Annotated in this window: 15 protein-coding genes; 5 read left to right on the forward strand and 10 right to left on the reverse strand. The window is 64.2% G+C overall.

Translation table 11 applies throughout. The features are described from left to right. Positions 1-96 precede the first annotated feature (96 nt). On the forward strand, positions 97-777 hold the full coding sequence (trmB, locus tag RUGAMON1_RS17010) for a tRNA (guanosine(46)-N7)-methyltransferase TrmB (protein WP_020700835.1): 681 nt from the start codon (positions 97-99) through the stop codon (positions 775-777). Here trmB and RUGAMON1_RS17015 read toward each other — a convergent pair whose 3' ends face one another. The 4 genes from RUGAMON1_RS17015 to RUGAMON1_RS17030 are packed head-to-tail and all read right to left on the reverse strand — an operon-like array spanning position 778 to position 4751. Next, a complete protein-coding gene (locus tag RUGAMON1_RS17015; protein WP_445231617.1) occupies positions 778-1512 on the reverse strand; it encodes a transporter substrate-binding domain-containing protein in 735 nt (244 codons plus the stop codon). Beyond that, the gene (locus RUGAMON1_RS17020; protein WP_445231618.1) at positions 1512-2021 is read right to left on the reverse strand and encodes a hypothetical protein; all 510 of its coding nucleotides are present in this window, start codon (positions 2019-2021) and stop codon (positions 1512-1514) included. Before RUGAMON1_RS17020 ends, RUGAMON1_RS17015 begins: the two co-directional genes overlap by 1 nt. Before the next feature lie 40 nt (positions 2022-2061). Next, a complete protein-coding gene (locus RUGAMON1_RS17025; RefSeq protein ID WP_445231619.1) occupies positions 2062-3840 on the reverse strand; it encodes an amidohydrolase in 1779 nt (592 codons plus the stop codon). A 14-nt stretch (positions 3841-3854) separates the two neighbouring features. Continuing rightward, complete coding sequence (locus RUGAMON1_RS17030) at positions 3855-4751, reverse strand: DMT family transporter (protein WP_217944877.1); 897 nt, start codon at positions 4749-4751, stop codon at positions 3855-3857. 124 nt (positions 4752-4875) lie between these two features. Between RUGAMON1_RS17030 and RUGAMON1_RS17035 the strand changes: the two genes are divergently transcribed. Further along, positions 4876-5802: an AraC family transcriptional regulator gene (locus RUGAMON1_RS17035; RefSeq protein WP_445231620.1), complete on the forward strand. Its 927-nt coding sequence runs from the start codon at positions 4876-4878 to the stop codon at positions 5800-5802. Here the strand turns inward: RUGAMON1_RS17035 and RUGAMON1_RS17040 are convergent. Further along, on the reverse strand, positions 5792-6295 hold the full coding sequence (locus RUGAMON1_RS17040) for a DUF1993 family protein (protein ID WP_445231621.1): 504 nt from the start codon (positions 6293-6295) through the stop codon (positions 5792-5794). The genes RUGAMON1_RS17035 and RUGAMON1_RS17040 overlap by 11 nt on opposite strands. 13 nt (positions 6296-6308) lie before the next feature. Continuing rightward, positions 6309-7232, reverse strand: a complete 924-nt coding sequence (locus tag RUGAMON1_RS17045; protein ID WP_445231622.1) for a LysR family transcriptional regulator — start codon at positions 7230-7232, stop codon at positions 6309-6311. A 123-nt stretch (positions 7233-7355) separates the two neighbouring features. On the opposite strand from RUGAMON1_RS17045, the gene RUGAMON1_RS17050 reads away from it, so the two are divergent. Next, on the forward strand, positions 7356-8003 hold the full coding sequence (locus RUGAMON1_RS17050) for an NADPH-dependent F420 reductase (protein ID WP_445231623.1): 648 nt from the start codon (positions 7356-7358) through the stop codon (positions 8001-8003). Between the two features lie 157 nt (positions 8004-8160). Further along, a complete protein-coding gene (locus RUGAMON1_RS17055) occupies positions 8161-9894 on the forward strand; it encodes a putative bifunctional diguanylate cyclase/phosphodiesterase (RefSeq protein ID WP_445231624.1) in 1734 nt (577 codons plus the stop codon). A gap of 12 nt (positions 9895-9906) precedes the next feature. On the opposite strand, the gene recQ is transcribed toward RUGAMON1_RS17055, so the two are convergent. From recQ to RUGAMON1_RS17070, 3 genes are all read right to left on the reverse strand, one after another. Continuing rightward, complete coding sequence (recQ, locus tag RUGAMON1_RS17060; RefSeq protein WP_445231625.1) at positions 9907-11730, reverse strand: DNA helicase RecQ; 1824 nt, start codon at positions 11728-11730, stop codon at positions 9907-9909. Positions 11731-11770: 40 nt separating this feature from the next. After that, complete coding sequence (locus tag RUGAMON1_RS17065) at positions 11771-12607, reverse strand: undecaprenyl-diphosphate phosphatase (protein ID WP_445231626.1); 837 nt, start codon at positions 12605-12607, stop codon at positions 11771-11773. A gap of 177 nt (positions 12608-12784) precedes the next feature. Continuing rightward, a complete protein-coding gene (locus RUGAMON1_RS17070) occupies positions 12785-14905 on the reverse strand; it encodes a M36 family metallopeptidase (protein WP_445231627.1) in 2121 nt (706 codons plus the stop codon). 203 nt (positions 14906-15108) lie between these two features. On the opposite strand from RUGAMON1_RS17070, the gene RUGAMON1_RS17075 reads away from it, so the two are divergent. Continuing rightward, the gene (locus RUGAMON1_RS17075) at positions 15109-15444 is read left to right on the forward strand and encodes a hypothetical protein (RefSeq protein ID WP_445231628.1); all 336 of its coding nucleotides are present in this window, start codon (positions 15109-15111) and stop codon (positions 15442-15444) included. On the opposite strand, the gene RUGAMON1_RS17080 is transcribed toward RUGAMON1_RS17075, so the two are convergent. Beyond that, on the reverse strand, positions 15396-17957 hold the full coding sequence (locus RUGAMON1_RS17080) for a cation-translocating P-type ATPase (RefSeq protein WP_445231629.1): 2562 nt from the start codon (positions 17955-17957) through the stop codon (positions 15396-15398). The genes RUGAMON1_RS17075 and RUGAMON1_RS17080 overlap by 49 nt on opposite strands. Between the last annotated feature and the right edge of the window lie 59 nt (positions 17958-18016).

Below are 18016 nucleotides of genomic sequence, written 5' to 3' on the forward strand. Positions count from 1 at the left end.
TGGCGAAGGGGTGACTGATATAATGCTGCCTCATAATTCATCGACTCACTCCATCACATGTCTTCCGATACCCCTAAAGACGGCCCAGCGCGGCCGATGCTCTACGACCCGACCGAACACCGCATCCGCAGCTTCGTCACGCGTGCAGGCCGCCTGTCGACCGCGCAGGCGCGCGCGCTGGAGGAGTTGAGCCCGAAGTACATGATCGAATACGCCAAGACGCCGCTCGACTATGAGCAGGTCTTCGGCCGCAAGGCGCCGGTGGTGCTGGAGATCGGCTTCGGCATGGGCGGCACCACGGCGCACATCGCCGGCGTGATGCCGGAAAAGGACTTCATCGGCGTGGAAGTGCATACGCCCGGCGTGGGCAGTCTGCTCAAGCTGATCGAGGAACAGGGCCTGACCAACCTGAAGGCGATCCAGCACGACGCGGTGGAAGTGCTGAACCAGATGATCCCGGACGGCTCGCTGCATGGCGTGCATATCTACTTCCCGGATCCATGGCACAAGGCGCGCCACAACAAGCGCCGCCTGATCCAGTCGCCGTTCGTCAAGCTGCTGGTGCAGAAGCTGGCCGTGGGTGGCTACCTGCATTGCGCCACCGACTGGGAAGACTACGCGGTGCAGATGCTGGAAGTGCTGGGCGCGGAAGAAGGCCTGCAGAATACCGCCGACGGTTACGCGCCGCAGCCGGCCTATCGTCCGCTGACCAAGTTTGAAAACCGCGGCCTGAAACTGGGCCACGGCGTGTGGGACCTGGTCTTCACCAAGAAGTAATTATTTGCGCAGCCGGACGATGGCGGCGTTCAAGCGTTTGAACGTCTCGTCCGGCACCGACTTGCTGCACCACAGGCGACGCTCGTAGCCTTTGTACAGGTCGGAGAAGTAGATGCGCTTGTAGTGCGAGGCCGGATAGCCCGAGGCCTTGACCGCTTCCTCCAATTCCTCCTCCGTGATGAAGAAGTAATCGATGCTGTGCCGGCGCAGCATGTCCAGCAGCTGCTGGCTGTCCGCGCTGCTCGGGATGGTCGGCGTCTTGTAGCGCAGCAGGCCGCGGTCGATCGTCGTGCCGTAGGATGCGCCTTTTTTCACCACCACGCGCAGCTGCTTGTCGGTCAGCGTATCCTTCAACGCTTCCTCGTCGTGCATGGCGGGGTTGCCGCTCCAGGTCAGCGCGAATGGGCGCTTGTCCTCATACACCACTTCCGAGAATCTGCCGATGCGTTCGCGCTCCGGCGTTTGCAACCAGCCCAGCATGCAGGCGGGTTCCTGCTCGGCCGCCTGCATCAGCACCAGCTGCTGCTTGGCCGGCGTCTGGCGCACGACAAATGGAATGCCGGCCACGGTGAGCGCGGCGAGGGCAGGGGTGGCGGCATGGCCCGTCAGCACGCCGCGCGTGTCGGCATATTGCAGCGGCGGGCTTTGCGCGTAGTGAAGCACAAGCGGCTGGGCCGAGGGCTGGGCTGATACAGCGCCTGCCGCCATCAGCAGGGACAAAACGAACGTCTTCATCACTTTTCCAACGGCTCCATGTCCAGCACCACGACATAGGCCAGGTGGCCGCTCTGCCACACGCCACCGCCGCGCACCTGCGCCTCGCAGCTGGTGACCTGGCCTTCGATTTCCTTGTGCTTCAACAGCGCGCGGAAGGTCATGGATGCCTTGGGCGACAGGTAGCCCGTCATGCGGCCGTTGAGGAAGACCGCAACGGCGGCGCTTTCGTAGGGATTGACATCGTCCGGCACCAGCGTGGCCAGGTAGGGCGTTGCGGCGGCCTGGTCGCCGTGGTCGCCGGCCAGCGCCTTGAGCGTGGCCTGGTAGCGCGATTCGTTGACCACTTCGACCAGGAAGCGGCCGTCGTCGGACCAGTGCAGCGCGGGAGCGTCTTCCGGCAGCTTCGGTTCGTAGGGCGTGGCGGGACGCGCCGGCAGCGGCATCGGCTTGGCCGGATTGGTCTTGATGATTGCGTAGACCACCAGGCCGGTGACGGCAATGATCAGCAGGGAGATGACGAGTTCCATGGCGGGCCTGTTTATGCCTGTTTATCTAAAGGCCGACATCTTAACGCATGCCCCTGGCCTGATACACAATTTTGCCCCCCACCATAGTTTGCAGCACCTTGATGTTGGCGATGTCCTCGGCCGGGATGGTGAAGAAATTCCGGTCCAATACGATCATGTCGGCCAGCTTGCCCGGCTCCAGCGATCCGGTCAGCGTCTCCTGCCGCAGCGTGTAGGCGGCGTTGAGCGTGATGGCGCGCAGCACGGCGGCGCGCGGCATGCCGGGCTGCGGTCCCAGCGTGCCGGCGTATTCCTTGCCGGCGTCCGGCGCGGCGGTGCGGGTCACGCCGACCTTCAGCGCGAACCATTCGTCGAGCGGATCGACTGGCCAGTCGCTGCCATAGGCGATGCGCGCGCCGGCGTTCAGCAGCAGCGCCTGCGGCTCGACGATGGCGTAGCGTTGTGGGCCCATGTAGTCCTTCAGCGCGCCCACGGTGTCGGGCGCCGGTTTCCCCCACTGGAAGGACAGCACCGGCGTCACATCCAGCTTGGCGAAGCGCGGGTAGTCGGCCGGGGCGACGATTTCATCGTGCGCCAGCGCGGGGCGGACGTCCTTGCCGGCCGGCGTGGAGCGCAGGTATTCGATGGCGTCCAGCGATTCGCGCACGGCGCGGTCGCCGTCGACGTGGATGTGCGGATCGATGTGGGCGTTGGCCAGTTCCGTCAGCGTGGTCTTCAACGCTTCGGGTGAGAAGTAGCTGGCCGGGCCGGTGCTGGCGCCGGGCTGCCAGTCCGGCTTGTCCACCGTGCCCTTGTTGACCAGGTAGGGCTCCAGCATGGCGCCGGTGAAGGCCGGAGCGGAGATCACGCCGTCCATGAAGAGTTTGGCGTGGCGCACCTGCATCGACGGCGCGACCCTGGTCGGCCCCTGGTCGAACTGCGTCTGCTGCTTGAGCAGTTCGGCCACCGCGCTTTGCGGCGTGGCGCCTTTATCGAGGGCGATCAGCACAGCGAAGTGCGCGCGCGCCGTCAGCTTGCCCTGCCGGTGCAGGTCGGCGAAGGCGGTCATGGTTTCGGGATCGGTGTAGGCGTCGAGGAAGCTGGTGATGCCCTGCTTGCGCATCGCCGCCAGCGCGGCCTTGGAGGCGGCCAGGTTTTCGGCCACCGTCAGCGGCGGCAGCAGGTTCATCGCCATGTCCTGCGCGGCGTCTTCAAGCAGTCCGGTGGCGTCCCCCTTGGCGTCGCGGGTGATCTTGCCGCCGGCTGGATCGGGCGTGTCGCGCTTGATGCCGGCCAGTTGCACGCCTTTTGAATTGAGCAGCGCCGAGTGGCCGAAGGACGAGCGCACGATGACGGGGCGTTCGGTCTTCAGCGCGTCGAGCGTGGCGGCGGTGGTTTCCACGCCGTCCGGCAGCATCCCTTGCTGGAACCAGTTGACCACCACCAGCCAGCGGCCGGCGTCGGACTTCTTGTCCTTGTCCAGGCAGGCCTGGATGCGCGACTGGAATTGCGCGACGGTCAGCGCGGCGTAATCGAGGCTGCAATTGAGCAGGCGGCTGCCGCCCGATTGCGGGTGCATATGGCCGTCGACCAGGCCGGGCATCAGCATGCGGCCGTGCAGGTCGATGACTTTGGTCTTCTTGCCGGTCAGCGGCTTGGCGCCGGCATTGTCGCCGACGTAGACGATGCGGCCGGCGCGCACGGCCAGCGCCTGCTGCACGCTGTCCCTGGCGTCGACGGTGTAGATGTAGCCGTTGCGGTAGATGGTGTCGGCCGGCGGCGCGGCGGCGACCGCCGGTCCTGCGAGTGCCAGCATCAGCGCGGCGACGTATCGGTTCATGTATTCCCCTGTTTTTATGCGGCTCCCATCGCTTTGGTGCGCGGGGCCAGCGGCAGGAACGCCAGCAGATTCCCCGCCAGTACCAGCGCCAGCCCGGCCAGGGCCGTCGGCGTCCAGTGGTAGCCTTCGTAGATCGTTGAAATGGTCAGTGCCACGATGGGGAATAATACCGTGGAATAGGCCGCGCGGTCCGGTCCTATGCGGCCGACCAGCAACAGGTAGGCGGTGAAGCCGATCACCGAGCCGGGGATCGCCAGGTACAGCAGCGCGCCAACGTAGCGCGTGCTCGGCTCCAGCGCGAACGGCATGCCCAGCGCCAGCGCCGCCACGCCCAAGGTGGTGGAACCGATCAGCATGGCCCAGGTGTTGGTCAGCCACGGCGTCAGGCCCAGCGACTGCATGCGGCTCGACAGCAGGTTCCCGCACGAGAAGCACAGCGTGCCGCCCAGGGTCAGCGCAAGGCCCATCATCACCTTGCTGTCGTTCCAGTGGCCGGCCATCTGCGGTGAAAACAGCAGCACGATGCCGGTCAGGCCGAGCAGGGCGCCCATCATCACCTGGCGGCGGATCGGCCGGCCGAGGAAGATGCGGCCGTTGATGGCGTTCCAGATCGGCGCGGTGGAGAACACCACGGCCTCCAGGCCGCTGGTGATCCACTGGCTGGCGTAGTAGAAGCACAGGAAATTCAGGCAGAACAACGCCAGGCCCTGGGCGAACAGGTAGCGCCAGGCCTGGCGCGGCGGCCACCACGGCTTGCGGGTGACGAGCAAGAATCCCATCAGCACGGCGGCGGCCAGCCAGAAGCGGTAGGCGATCGACACCGGCGCCGGCACCACGCCCAGCTGGAAGGTGATGGCGATCCAGGTGGTACCCCAGATCAGGACGGTGAGCAGGTAGAGGAAGATATTCATGCCGCCAGCATGCCGGGTGCGCGCGGGCGGCGCTTGTCTGAAATTGCGCAAATCGGCCGGCCGCCAGCGGGGAGTGGGCGCTCCGTGCTAGACTTTAAGTCAACTCTTACTGAATGTTCGCGCCGTGCCAGCCCGCCCCTCCAACGCCACCGAAGCCACCCCCGCCCGCGCGCCGGACGGGTTGATTTCGCACGCGGTGTTCCGCACCATGTCCGAAACGGACGCGGTGCTGGAGCGTTTCGCCTGGCTGGGCGACGAGCTGGCGGTGGCCATCTGGCGCCGCGATACCGAGGTGGCCGAGACCAGCTACAACAAGCCGGGCCACCATACGCTGTCCTACTACATGGGGGGCGGCTATCGCACCGAACGCGACGAGCTGCCCGGCCTGTACGGCGCGCCGGAGCGCCTATGCACGCTGCCGGACTGGCACGAGTCCAGCTGGACGGTGCGCGGACCGCTGCGCTTCCTGCACGTCTACTTCCTGCCCGAGCATTTCACGCGACGTGCGGTGGTGGAGCTGGATCGCGAGCCGCGCGAGATTACGCTGGCCGACCGTACCTACTTCGAACATGAACGCATCGGCCGCCTGTGCGCCGGGCTGGCGAACATGTCATGGGAAGGCGCGGACGGCCAGCTGCGAGCCAACGAGGCGGCGCACGAGACCTTGAGCCACCTGCTGCTGTCGCAGTCGATGCCGCAGCACCAGCAGCGCGTGCGCGGCGGGCTGGCGCCGGTGGTGCGGCGGCGATTGGCCGATTACATCGAGGCGAATCTGGCACAGAACATCTCGCTGGGCATGCTGGCGCAACTGGCATGCATGTCGGAATACCACCTGGCGCGCATGTTCAGGATCTCGTTCGGTATGCCGCCGTCGGCGTGGATCGCGGCGCGCCGCGTGGAGCATGCGCGCCAGCTGCTGAAGACCACCGACCAACCCTTGCAGCAGATCGCCGACGCTTGCGGTTATGCGGACCTGAGCCACTTCAGCCACCGCTTCCGCGACAGCGTCGGTGCGCCGCCCAGCCGTTACCGCAGCATCGTTACGTCGTAGGCTTTTCGAACGAGAAGCCCGGCGCGTACAGGTGATAGCCGTCGAAGTCCTGCTTGCCGATATCCGCTCCGTGGCTGCGCGCGATCGCGTAGGCCATGCTGAAGTGGAAGTAGAAGTTGGGCAGGATGTAGAGGTTCAGATATTCGTCGCCGGGCAGCGCGATGTCGGCGAAGCCGGCGCGGTCATGGCACAGGCGTTCGGCCGCGCCGTCAAAGCGCCGCGCAGGAATCGCGGCGATGTAGGCGATGGTGTCGTCGATCTGCTTGGCCAGCGCGGCCAAGGACAGCTCGGCGCCTTCGAAACTCACCGGCGGCAGGTCCGCCAGCGGACAGCAGCCCCTCAGTGCGAAATTGCAGGTGGCCCGCACCTGCGAGGCAAACGGCAGCATCTCCGCATGTAACCGCGCCTTGAGGATCGCCGGATGCGGCTTCACTTTCTCGACCATGCCGGCCAGTTGGCCGAGATAGCGGGTAAAAATAATCGGTGTGTGCATAGTCAAAGCCAGGTTATTTGGCGGAGAGGATTTGCGGCAGATTCTGCGCGCGAAATGCCTCGACAACAAAATCGATAAAGACGCGCGTCTTCGCCGGCAGCAGTTTCTGGCTGGTGAAATACAGGGAGATCGCCCCGACATCGCCATACCAGTTCGGCAGCAAGCGCACCAGCGCACCGCTTTCCAGATACGGCGCGGCGTGTGGAACTGGTATCAACCCAACCCCAAGACCCAGCACCACAGCGCGACTGAGCGCATCCGGATCGTTGACCAGCATGATAGCCTGCTGCTTGGCCATGACTTCGGCGCCGGCGCTATTGCGCATGACCTGCGTCCGCAAACGACCCGTCAACGGAGAACGTATCACCACACTGGGGAACTCGGCAAGTCCGGATGGATCTTTAGGACGGCGCTTGCCCTGCAATAGCGCCGGCGCCGCCACCGCAATCAAATGTATGCGAGCCAGTTCGCGCGCCACCATACCGGGCGGCAGCTCAAAGCCGGCGCCGATGGCCGCATCGAAGCCGCCGGCGATCAGGTCCAGCGGACGGCTGTCGAACACCCAATCGGGTATCACGCCCGGATAACGTTCGAGAAACGCCGGCATCAGCGGCAGCAGATAATCCATGCCGAATCCCGGCGCGGCGCTCAGCTTCAACACGCCGGCCGGTTGCCCGGCGTTGACCTTGATGTCGGCAATCGCTTCCTGAATATTATCCAGACCGCCCTGTACCGAGTGCCGAAAACGTTCGCCCGCTTCGCTCAGCGTCAGGCCACGCGTGCTGCGCATAAACAGCCGCACCCCAAGATTGCGCTCCAGCAGCGCAACGTTCCGGCTCACTGCCGCCGGCGTCAAACCCAGCCGGCGGGCTGCGGCGGAAAAGCTGCCGCTCTCGGCGCTGCGCACGAAGGATTCCAGGTTGGCCAGGGTTTCCAAGACTTTGCCTTCAAGTGATGATTGAAACTGATTATAGTCGGTTGCTACTAACGCTGGAAGCGATCCAGCCCTAGAATTCAACTCAGCAAACAGTTTATCCACTTAATCTTTAAAGGAAATATCATGACTATCGGCATCATTGGCTCGGGCGCCCTCGGCTCCAACTTCGCTCGCATACTCGCTAAACAAGGACTCTCGGCCATCATCTCCAATAGCCGTGGGCCTGCCTCGCTGGCCGACCTGGTCAAAGAGCTGGGGCCGTCCATCAAGGCTGGCACGGTGGAAGAAGCTGCAAGCGCCGACATGGTGCTGGTTGCGGTCCGCTGGGTCGATGCGGAGAAAGTGCTGGGCAGCCTGCCCGCGTGGAACGGTCGCATCGTGATCGACGGCACCAACCCGGTGGAGTTCTTCGATCCCACGACGTCGCCCGATGCGAACGATGCCAGCAATCCGCTGGCGGCATATGGGATCAAGGCGGTCGATCTGGGCGGCAAGCACTCCAGCCAGGTCATCCGGCAATTGGTCCCTGGTGCACGCGTGGTCAAGGCGTTCAACCACAACGACGTCAATGTGCTGAAGGAGCCGGAGACGGCAGGCGGCAAGCGCGTGTTGTTCTACTCGGGCGACGACGCCGCCGCCAAGGCCGAAGTGCGCGGCATCATGGAAGGCGCCGGTTTCTTCCCGATCGACCTGGGCGCGCTGGACGTCGGTGGTCCGTTGGCGTCGCTGCCTTTTGGCACGCTGTCGACGCACAACTTCGTCCGGATCTGATCGGTCGTGACCTAGTCCATCTCGCGAGGTCCTGGTCCATCTCGCGAGGTGGCAGCCGTCGAAGTCTAAAGGAAATGAGCGTCGTATTGATCTGGCATATAAATCGCACATTCTATTTACGGTACTCTGGCCGATCGTCCTACAGTGGGAGATCGCCATGGCCACCAGAAAGAACCGCAGCACATTTCCCCTTCAGCCGACCGACAAAGCCAACCCCGGCTTGCTGGATGCGATATTCGCCTCGGCAATTGAATATGCAATTATCACCACCGACACAAGAGGGAATATCGTCTCTTGGAACAAAGGAGCGGAACTGGTATTTGGCTATTTGCCCGACGAGATAGTCGGCAAGCCACTCGCGCTCATCTTTACGTCGGAAGACAATGACAACGGCGTACCCGAGCGGGAGCTTAGCAACGCTCGCGATACCGGCCGCAGCGACGATGTGCGCTGGCACCGTCGAAAGGATGGTTCGGTTTTTTGGGCCGACGGCGTGATGACCCCGATCCGAAACTTCAACAGCGAGATCACCGGATATCTGAAAATTCTCCGTGACGAAACCGAACGCAGGCGGGTTGAAACGGAGCGTGCGCAAATGGCGCGGATTGATCTGTTGACCGGTGTGGGTAACCGTTCGGAGCTGGAGGAGCGACTGAAAGAAATGTCGGCAGCGGCGGTTCGCAATGGCAATTTGCTTCTATTCCATATCATGGATCTGAATAATTTCAAGCAGATCAACGACCGTTGGGGGCATCAGACCGGGGACAGATTGCTGCAGCACGTGGCGCGCTGTATTCGCAACACCATACGCGACTCCGACTTTGTCGCGCGTCTGGGCGGCGATGAATTTGTCGTGTTGCAGGCAAATGTGCATACACCCGAAGTCGGAGCAAGCCTGGCGCTAAAACTGATCGAGGCGCTGTCCAATCCATTTCAGCTCGACGGTCATGAAGTGGTCATCGGCGTCAGCATTGGTATCGCCGTCTTTCCAAGCGACGCAAACGACCAGGATGAGCTGATGCGCAAGGCTGATCTGGCCCTATACAAAATCAAGAATGAACGCAGTCATGGCGGCTACCATTATTACTCCAAGCAACTTGATGCCGAGGCACACAACAAGGCCGAGCTGATCGCCAGCCTGAAGCGCTCGGTGCAGGCGCATGCGTTTCGCCTGGAGTACCAGCCGCAAGTCGATGCCCTCAGCGAAAACATCGTGGCGGTGGAGGCTTTGCTACGTTGCCAGGACGCGGCGCTGGCAAGCCATCCGATTGAAGAGATTATCGCTCTGGCAATCGACTCGGGCCAGATGCTGGAGATCAGCTTATGGGTAGTGACGGAGGCCTGTGCGCAGTTCGCAAGATGGCAGGCGCAAGGTCTGACGGACCTTAAAATGTGCATCAACCTGTGTCCGCGCGAATTGCTCTATGCCGAACTGTCCAGTCATGTCGAGCGCATCCTGGAGGAAAACAAGCTGTCCGGGAAGGACATCGAGATCGAGATTACCGAGCATCAGGCGGTCGAAACCGATGGGCCAGGATCGGCGACGCTGGCGCGATTACGGTCGCTGGGCGTCACGATCGCCATTGATGACTTCGGGACCGGCTATTCGGCGCTCAGCAAGTTGCGCGGGCTGCCGGTGGACAAGGTCAAGCTTGACCGCTCTTTCCTGGAACGCATTCCTGCGGACCAGGACAGCTGCTCGGTCGTCAGCGCGATCATCACGCTGGCCCACACCCTGCGGCTGAAAATCATCGTCGAAGGGGTGGAGTCACCGGAACAGGTGTCGTTTTTCAGACGCGAGGGTTGTGAGATTTTGCAGGGCAATTTTTTCAGCAAGCCAGTTCCTGCCGAGACCATTTCGAAATTGCTGAAATTCCAGGTCGCAGACTGATGCTTGCCCGGCTTATTCCATCTCGCTGATCATGGCGACGATCTCGTCGCCGTAGGACGCCAGCTTTTTCTCGCCGACGCCGGAGATGCCGCGCAGGTCGGACAAGGTGGTCGGACGCGCCTTGGCGATCTCGCGCAGCGTGGCGTCGTTGAAGATGATGTAGGCCGCCACGTCGTGCGCGCGCGCCGTCTCCACCCGCCACCAGCGCAGCTTGTCGAAGATGGCCTGCTCGCGCGGCGACAGGTCGCTCTCCACATAACCCTTGGAGGCGCGGCCCGCGCTCTTCTGCTTGACCGGCTTCTGGTACTGGCGCAGCTGCACTTTCTGTCCGCCCTTGAGCACCGGCCGCGCGGCGTCGGTCAGTTTCAAAGAGCTGTATTGCTCATGGTCGACCGTCACCAGCCCGAGCGCGATCACCTGGCGCAGGATCGCGCGCCATTCCTGCTCGCTGCGGTCGGCGCCGATGCCGAACACCGACAGCGAATCGTGATGCCAGGTCTTGATGCGGTCCGTCTCGACACCGCGCAGCACTTCGATCACATGGCCGGCCGCGAAGCGCTGGTCGACGCGGTACACCGCCGACAGCAGCTTCTGCACCGGCACCGTGCCGTCGAACGACACCGGCGGGATCAAACAGGTATCGCAGTTGCCGCAAGGGCCGGAGGCTTCGCCGAAATAGTCGAGCAGGCGCACGCGCCGGCAGCTCAGCGTTTCGCACAGGCCCAGCATCGCATCGAGCTTGGTGCCCAGCACGCGCTTGAAGGTTTCGTCGGCCTCCGATTCGTCGATCATCCGCCGTTGCAGCACCACGTCCTGCAAGCCGTAGGCCATCCAGGCGCTGGACGGTTCGCCGTCGCGGCCGGCGCGGCCGGTCTCCTGGTAGTAGCCTTCGATACTCTTGGGCAGGTCCAGGTGGCAGACGAAGCGCACGTTGGGTTTGTCGATGCCCATGCCGAAGGCGATGGTGGCGCACATGACGATGTTCTCTTCGCGCAGGAACTTGGCCTGGTTGGCCGAACGCTTGGCGTGGTCCATGCCGGCGTGGTAGGCCATGGCCCGCACGCCGTTCTCGTTGAGGAATTCGGCGGTCTCCTCGACCTTCTTGCGCGACAGGCAGTAGACGATGCCGCAGTCGCCGCCATGCTCGGTGGTGATGAAGTCCAGCAGCTGCTTGCGGCCGTTGGCTTTCTCGACGATCTGGTAGCGGATGTTGGGACGGTCGAACGAGGACACGAACTGCATCGCGTCGCCCAGTTGCAGGCGGTGGACGATCTCGGCGCGGGTCTGCTGGTCGGCGGTGGCGGTGAGCGCGATGCGCGGCACGTTGGGGAACTGCTCGTGCAGCACCGACAGCTTGATGTACTCGGGCCGGAAGTCATGCCCCCATTGCGATACGCAATGCGCCTCGTCGATGGCGAACAGCGCGATCTTCGACGCCTGGAACAGGTTCAGGCAGCGCTCCGTCATCAGGCGCTCGGGCGCCACGTAGACCAGGTCGATCTCGCCGGTGCGCACCAGCCGCTCGATGCGGTTGGCTTCCTCGTAGGTCTGGGTGGAGTTGAGGAAGGCGGCGCGCACGCCCACTTCGGCCAGCGCGTCCACCTGGTCCTGCATCAGCGCGATCAGCGGCGAGATGACCACGCCGACGCCGTCGCGCACCAGCGCGGGTATCTGGTAGCACAGCGACTTGCCGCCGCCGGTGGGCATCAGGACCAGCGCGTCGCCGCCACCGCTGACATGGCCGACGATCTCCGCCTGCTGTCCGCGGAAGGCCGGGTAACCGAACACGGTTTGCAGCAGCTGAAGGGCGCGCTCGTTATTTTCCTGATGATCCATTTCTACTACTCGATTCCGACAACAAAACTACGACTAAGGTTTAATCGGCCCAGACGATCACGCCGGTGTAACCGGTGACCAGCACCATCAGGCCGAAGGCGATGCGATACCACGCGAACGCGGTGAAGGTGTGCGAGCTGATGTAACGCAGCAGCCAGCGCACGCACAGGAAGGCCGAGACGAAGGCCGCCACGGTGCCGATCGAAAACAGCGGCAGGTCGGAGGCCGACAACAGCGCGCGCTCCTTGTACAGCGAATACACGGTGGCGCCCAGCAGCGTGGGGATAGCCAGGAAGAACGAGAACTCGGTCGCCACCTTGCGCGACAGGCCGAAGATCATGCTGCCCATGATGGTGGCGCCGGAGCGGCTGGTGCCGGGGATCAGCGCGAACGCCTGGGCGATGCCGATCTTGATGGCGTCCATCGGCGTGATGTCGTCCACCGAATTGATGCGGGACATGGCCGGATTGGCTTTCTCGCGCTTTTCCACCCACAGGATGACGAAGCCGCCGACGATGAAGGCCAGCGCCACCGGCACCGGCGCGAACAGCTTGGCCTTGATGGCCTTGTTGAACAGCACGCCCAGCACGGCGGCCGGCAGGAAGGCGATCAGCACGTTGAGTGCGAAGCGCTGCTGTTTCGGGTCGCCCAGGCCGGTCAGCACGGCGGCGATGCGCGCGCGGTATTCCCAGCAGACGGCGAAGATGGCGCCCGCCTGGATGACGATCTCGAACACTTTCATTTTTTCTTCCATGCCGTGGAAGCCGAGCAGGTGTTCCGCCAGAATCAAATGGCCGGTCGACGAGATCGGCAGAAATTCCGTGAAACCTTCAACCAGGCCCATGATCAGGGCTTTGAGTGCGAGAACGATATCCATGAAGTAAGTTATAAGTTGGTGGGAGGGAGGCTCTGTCACAGCGCCGGGGTCGAAGCTTACCATGTTCGCCGCCTCCGATTCTGAATCTCACTCAAGCGTAATGCGGTTTTCGGCGGCCAAACGAAAAAACGCCCCGGAACGGGGCGTTGAAAGGAAGATATTTCGACCGCCGGGTGCTTACCAGCTGGCCTTGAGCGTGTACTTGCCGCTGGTGGCGCCGGTGCCGCCGCTGTAGTAGATCACCTTGGCGTACAGCGTGCCGGCGGTGCCGTAGCTCAGGCTGTCGGTCGCGCCGGTGCCGTTGGTGCTGGACGCCACCTTGGTGCCGGCGCTGTTGTACAGCTCCAGGTCGTAGTCCGAGCTGGCGTTCGGGGCCAGGCTCAGCGCCAGCGTTTTGCCCGATGGCAGCACGATCTTGTAGTAGTCGACGTCCGACGAGGCGCTCATCGTGCCGTTGACGGTGGTGCCGGCCGTGCTGACGGCTTGCGCGGTGGCGGTGGTGTTGTTGCTCTCCACTTCGCTGATGGTCGGGCCGCTGACCACCGACGACAGGATGTTCTGCGCCTCGAACTTGGCCTGGAAGGTGTTGGCGTAGGTCAGGTCGGACGGGAACAGCGTCTTGGCCGCGTTGACGATGGCGGTGGCCATGGCCGGCATCTTGACGTTGCTGCCCAGGCCGAAGTGCGCCTCCAGGATGATCTGGTCGATATTGGCGCGCGGCTTGCCGGCGGCGATCAGCGCCACCATCGACTGGTACAGCGGCGCCGACCACAATTCATCCGACTGGAAGCTGACGCCGCCCTCGGTCACCGACTGGTGCGCGGCGTAGGTCTTGCTGGCGTTGTACTTGGCGTCGGTGCGGTTCAGCATGCGGCCGTCCCAGCAGGCGCCGTGGCCGTCCCAGCTGAAGGCCCATTCCGGGTGGTAGATCTTGCCGTTCGGCGTGCTGTAGGAGTAGGACGCGGCCCAGTAGTCGCCGAAGCCTTCGCCCATGGCGCCGGTGTCGCCGCCGGTCCAGCTGCTGTTGATGTTGGCCTGGATGCCATGGCCGTATTCGTGCAGGATCACGTCCGCGTCTTCGCTGTCGTTCACGCAGCCGTGGCCGAAGGCCAGGTAGTCGGAACCGGCGGCGCCGCCGCTGTAGTGCGAGTTGTCGTCGCCGTTGACGCCGTCGGTGTCGACGTCCAGCGGACGGTTGATGATGGACTTGGTGCCGGTGAAGCCCAGCGACTGGATGTAGCGCTGGCTCTGGTCCAGGTGGAAGTAGACGTTGGTGTCGTCGAAAGCGTTGTTGCCGCGCTTGGCCGTCCACACGCCGTTGCTGGTGGTGCTGGGCGCGGTGGCCGGGGATTCGATGTTCTTGATGTTGACGAACGGACCGCTCAGTTTGTAGACGCCGCCGCTCACCGTCAGGTCGCGCAGGGTCTTGGTCGAGTAGGCGGCGTCGAAGGCGGAGGCGGGCGAGGTGTCGGTCAGCGCGTCGGTGTTCAGCACCGTGCGTGGATCGGGGTCGAAGGCGTAGCCGGAACCGTTGATGCCGGACGGCGTGACGGCGGCCACGGCGCCGCCTTGCAGGGCCTGGCGGCCATGCGTGCCCTGGCTGTCGCTGATCGCCTTGGTGGCGGCGTGGCGGTCCAGCACCGGGCCGGCCAGTTCGGCGCGCGCGTCCAGCGAGCGCTTGCCGCGGCGCGGCAGCGAGGTGGAGTAGGAAGCGATGACGGCGCCGTTATGCGCGTTCAGGAACTGCACGAAGCCGCCGGTCGGCATCTGCGCCTCGATGCGCACCTTGCGCGCCAGCTGCACGCCGTCCTTGGTGGTGACCCACACCAGTTCGGAGGACGGCGCGGCCACCAGCGGGTGCTGCACCTTCATATTGGTCCAGGCCTTGTCCAGCGCCTGGTCGTCGGTGATCTGGGCCTGGTTGTACAGCTGGTTGACGGCGCTGGCGTCGACCTTGTCGGAGATGTAGCGGGTTTCGTTGAAGATCTTTTGCAGCTGGCCTGTCTTGCTGATGGAGACGATGATCTCGGCCCGGTCCACCGGCAGGCCGCGCAGCATTTGCTGATAGTGGTAGTGCTTGCCGGTGAGCGATTCCTGCACTTTCACCAGTCCCAGGTTGTTCAGCGACGCCGGCAGGCCGAACTGGGCCGCGTTCTGGCGCAGCGCGTCCTCGGCCGTGGTGGCGGTGGTGCCGGAGAACAGCGTCAGGTTGTCAACGGAATAGCTGCCGGCGTGCGCGGAACCCGCGTAGGCCAGGACGATCAGGGATGCAATCAGGGGACGGGCGAATTGGCGCATGCTGCATGAACTCCTATAGGTATTGGTTTATTGGTTTCGGTATGCGAGCCTTGTGGGTGCCAAACGAGTATATCCACGCCTTTTTGCCATTTGTAAAATCGGGCGTTTTTAGACAGTTTTTCGGATTCTGTTAAAAATGAGACATAGCGGCGGCCCGCGCGCGGCGCTAAGATGGATCCCAAACCATCAACGAAAGGTCGCTTATGTACAGGCTGTTTTCCCTGCTCTTGCCGGTCGCGCTGGCGTCCGGCTGCGCGATGGCGCAGGCGCCCAAGCCGATCGAGGACGTGGAGCCGGAGGTGACGCAGCAGGTGGCCGCCGCCGTGGCGAACATGGCGGTCGATCCGGCGGCCGAGGCTGCGCCGTTGCTGCGCGCCTGTCCGGCACAGGCCGGGCCGCCGCTGGAACTGCTGCAGCGCACGGTCGACGGCGAAGAGCGCAGCTACCTGTACCGCACCCGCTGCGGCAAGGCGCTGTTGGTGTCGGCCACCTACGGCAAGAACCGCGCCATCAAGCGCCTGACGGTCAAGGCGGAATAAGACCAGCGCTTGATCAATTCGAACCACGCGATGCTCAACGCCGTCGCCATGCCGCACGCCAGCAGCAAGGCAGGGCCGGGCAGCGCAAACGCGAACAGCTCGCGGATGGTGTCCAGGCCAAGCACGGCCGCCAACAACAGCGTGGTCGCCAGGCTGATCCAGGCAAACGACCGGCCCGCCGCCGGCCGCCGCCGCCATGATGGCTGCGACCAGCTGCGGTTGGTGTGGATCAGCCCCAGGTTGGACAAGACTAGCGTCAGGAAAGTCGTGGTGCGCGCCATGTCGTCGGACTGGCCGGTCCCTTTGACGATCAGGTAGAAGCCGATCAGCATGGCCAGCAGGCCGCCCCCTTGCAGCAGGCCGCGTGCCAGGATCTCGCGGTCGAACAGATGCATGTCCGGCTTGCGCGGCTTGCTGGCCATGGCGCCCGCCTCGATGGGCTCCGCCTCGAAGACGATGGAGCAGGCCGGGTCGATCACCATCTGCAGGAACAGGATATGCACCGGCATCAGCAGCATCGGCCAGCCCAGCAGCACCGGCAGGATGGACAGGCCGACGATGGGCACGTGCACCGCGACGATGAACACGATGGCCTTGCGCAGATTGGTGAACAGGCGTCGGCCGTGCCGCACCGCCAGCAGCAGCGAGGAGAAGTCGTCCTTGAGCAGCACCAGTGCCGCCGCCTCGCGCGCGACGTCGGTGCCGCGCGCGCCCATCGCCACGCCGATGCTGGCCGCCTTCAACGCCGGCGCGTCGTTGACGCCGTCGCCCGTCATGGCGACCACCTCGCCGCCGTCGCGGAAGGCCCGCACCAGGCGCAGTTTCTGCTCCGGCGCGATGCGGCAAAAGACGTCGGTGTCCTTCAGCCGCAGCTGCAGCGTTGCCGCGTCCATCGCCGCCAGGTCGACGCCGGACAACAGGCCGCCCTGCGCGCCGGTGATGCCGGCCTGCCGCGCGATCGCCAGGGCGGTGGCGGGATGGTCGCCGGTAATCATCACCACCCGCATGCCCGCCGCGTGGCATTGCGCCACCGCCCGCGGAACTTCCGGCCGCAACGGATCTTGCAGCGCGACCAGGCCGAGGAAGACGAAATCGAAGACATGCTGATTGTCCGGCAGGTTGGCCGCAGGGAACGTGGCGCGGGCGACGCCGATCACCCGCAAGCCGTTATCGGCCATGGCCGCGACTTGCGCTTCGATGATGGCCGCGCGCGCCGGTTCCAGATGGCATAGATCGACGATGGCCTCCGGCGCACCCTTGGCGGCGATCAGATATTCCGAGCGGTCCGGCGATCGCCAGACGCGCGACATCGCCAGCATCTGCCGCGACAGCGGATAGTCGTCGATCAGCGCCCAGTCCGAATGCAGGTGTTCGGTGTTCGCCAGCAGGCGGGCGCCGGCCTGTACGATGGCCGACTCCATCGGATCGAACGCTTGCCGATGGCTGGCCAGGACCGCGTATTCCAGCAAGCTGTGCAACTCTTCCTGTAAAGCCGGGGCCTCCGGCGCCTGGCAGTCATAGTCCGACTGTTCCGACCAGAGCTGGACCACTTGCATGCGGTTGACGGTGAGCGTGCCGGTCTTGTCGACACAGAGGATGGTGGTCGCCCCGAGCAGCTCGATCGCGGGGATGCTGCGCGCCAGGACTTGTTCGCGCCCCAGCCGCCACGCGCCCAGCCCGAGGAACAGCGTCAGGATGACCGGCAATTCTTCGGGCAGTATCGCCATGGCCAGGGTCAGGCCGGCCAGCAAGCCCTGGAGCGCATCGCCGCGCAGCCACCAGTAGGCCAACGCCAGGCCGGCGGCCAGGCACAAGCCGCCGATGGCGACGGCCTTGACCACGCGTCGCGTTTCCAGCTGGATCGGCGTCAGTTCGCTGGCCGTTGCCGCCAGCGACGCGCCGATGCGCCCCAGCGCGCTGTTCGGCCCGGTGGCTATCACCAGTCCGCTCGCCGTCCCCTGGGTGATCAGCGTGCCGGAATACAAGCGGCTTTCCCTGGCATCGACCGCGTCGGCGCCATGCTTGGTCACCGGCACGGATTCCCCCGTCAGCATCGATTCGTCGACGGTCAGGTTCGATGCGGTGAGCAAGTCGATATCGGCGGGAACGCGATCGCCTTCCGCCAGAAGCACCAGGTCGCCGACCACCAGCTCCCGGCCGGCGATGCGTTCCTGCTTCCCGTCCCGTATCACCAGGGCGCGAGGGGAGGAAAGGTCGCGCAATGCGTTGAGCGAGTGCTCCGTGCGCCGTTGCTGGAAATACGTCATGCAGATAACGATGCCGACAAAGCCCAGCAGCATCAGCGCCTCGTTGCGGTCGCCCAGCACCAGGTAAATGCCGCCGCAGGCGACGAGCAGCAGGAACATCGGCTCGGAAACCACGTCCAGCAGCAGGCGCCAGGCGTTGCGCGGGCGCGAGGTGGGCAGTTCATTCGGCCCGTCGGCATACAGTTTTTCCGCTACCTGGTGAGCTGTCAGGCCTTCGCTGTTCCGCTGCGTCGCCGTGGTGTCCATATGATTCGCGAGAGAGTGGGTGGGTAACCGAATGAATATCGTTATCTTAAGTCACTTTT

It is taken from the genome of Duganella rhizosphaerae, from assembly GCF_040364205.1.
GTDB classification, from domain to species: Bacteria; Pseudomonadota; Gammaproteobacteria; order Burkholderiales; family Burkholderiaceae_D; genus Rugamonas; species Rugamonas rhizosphaerae.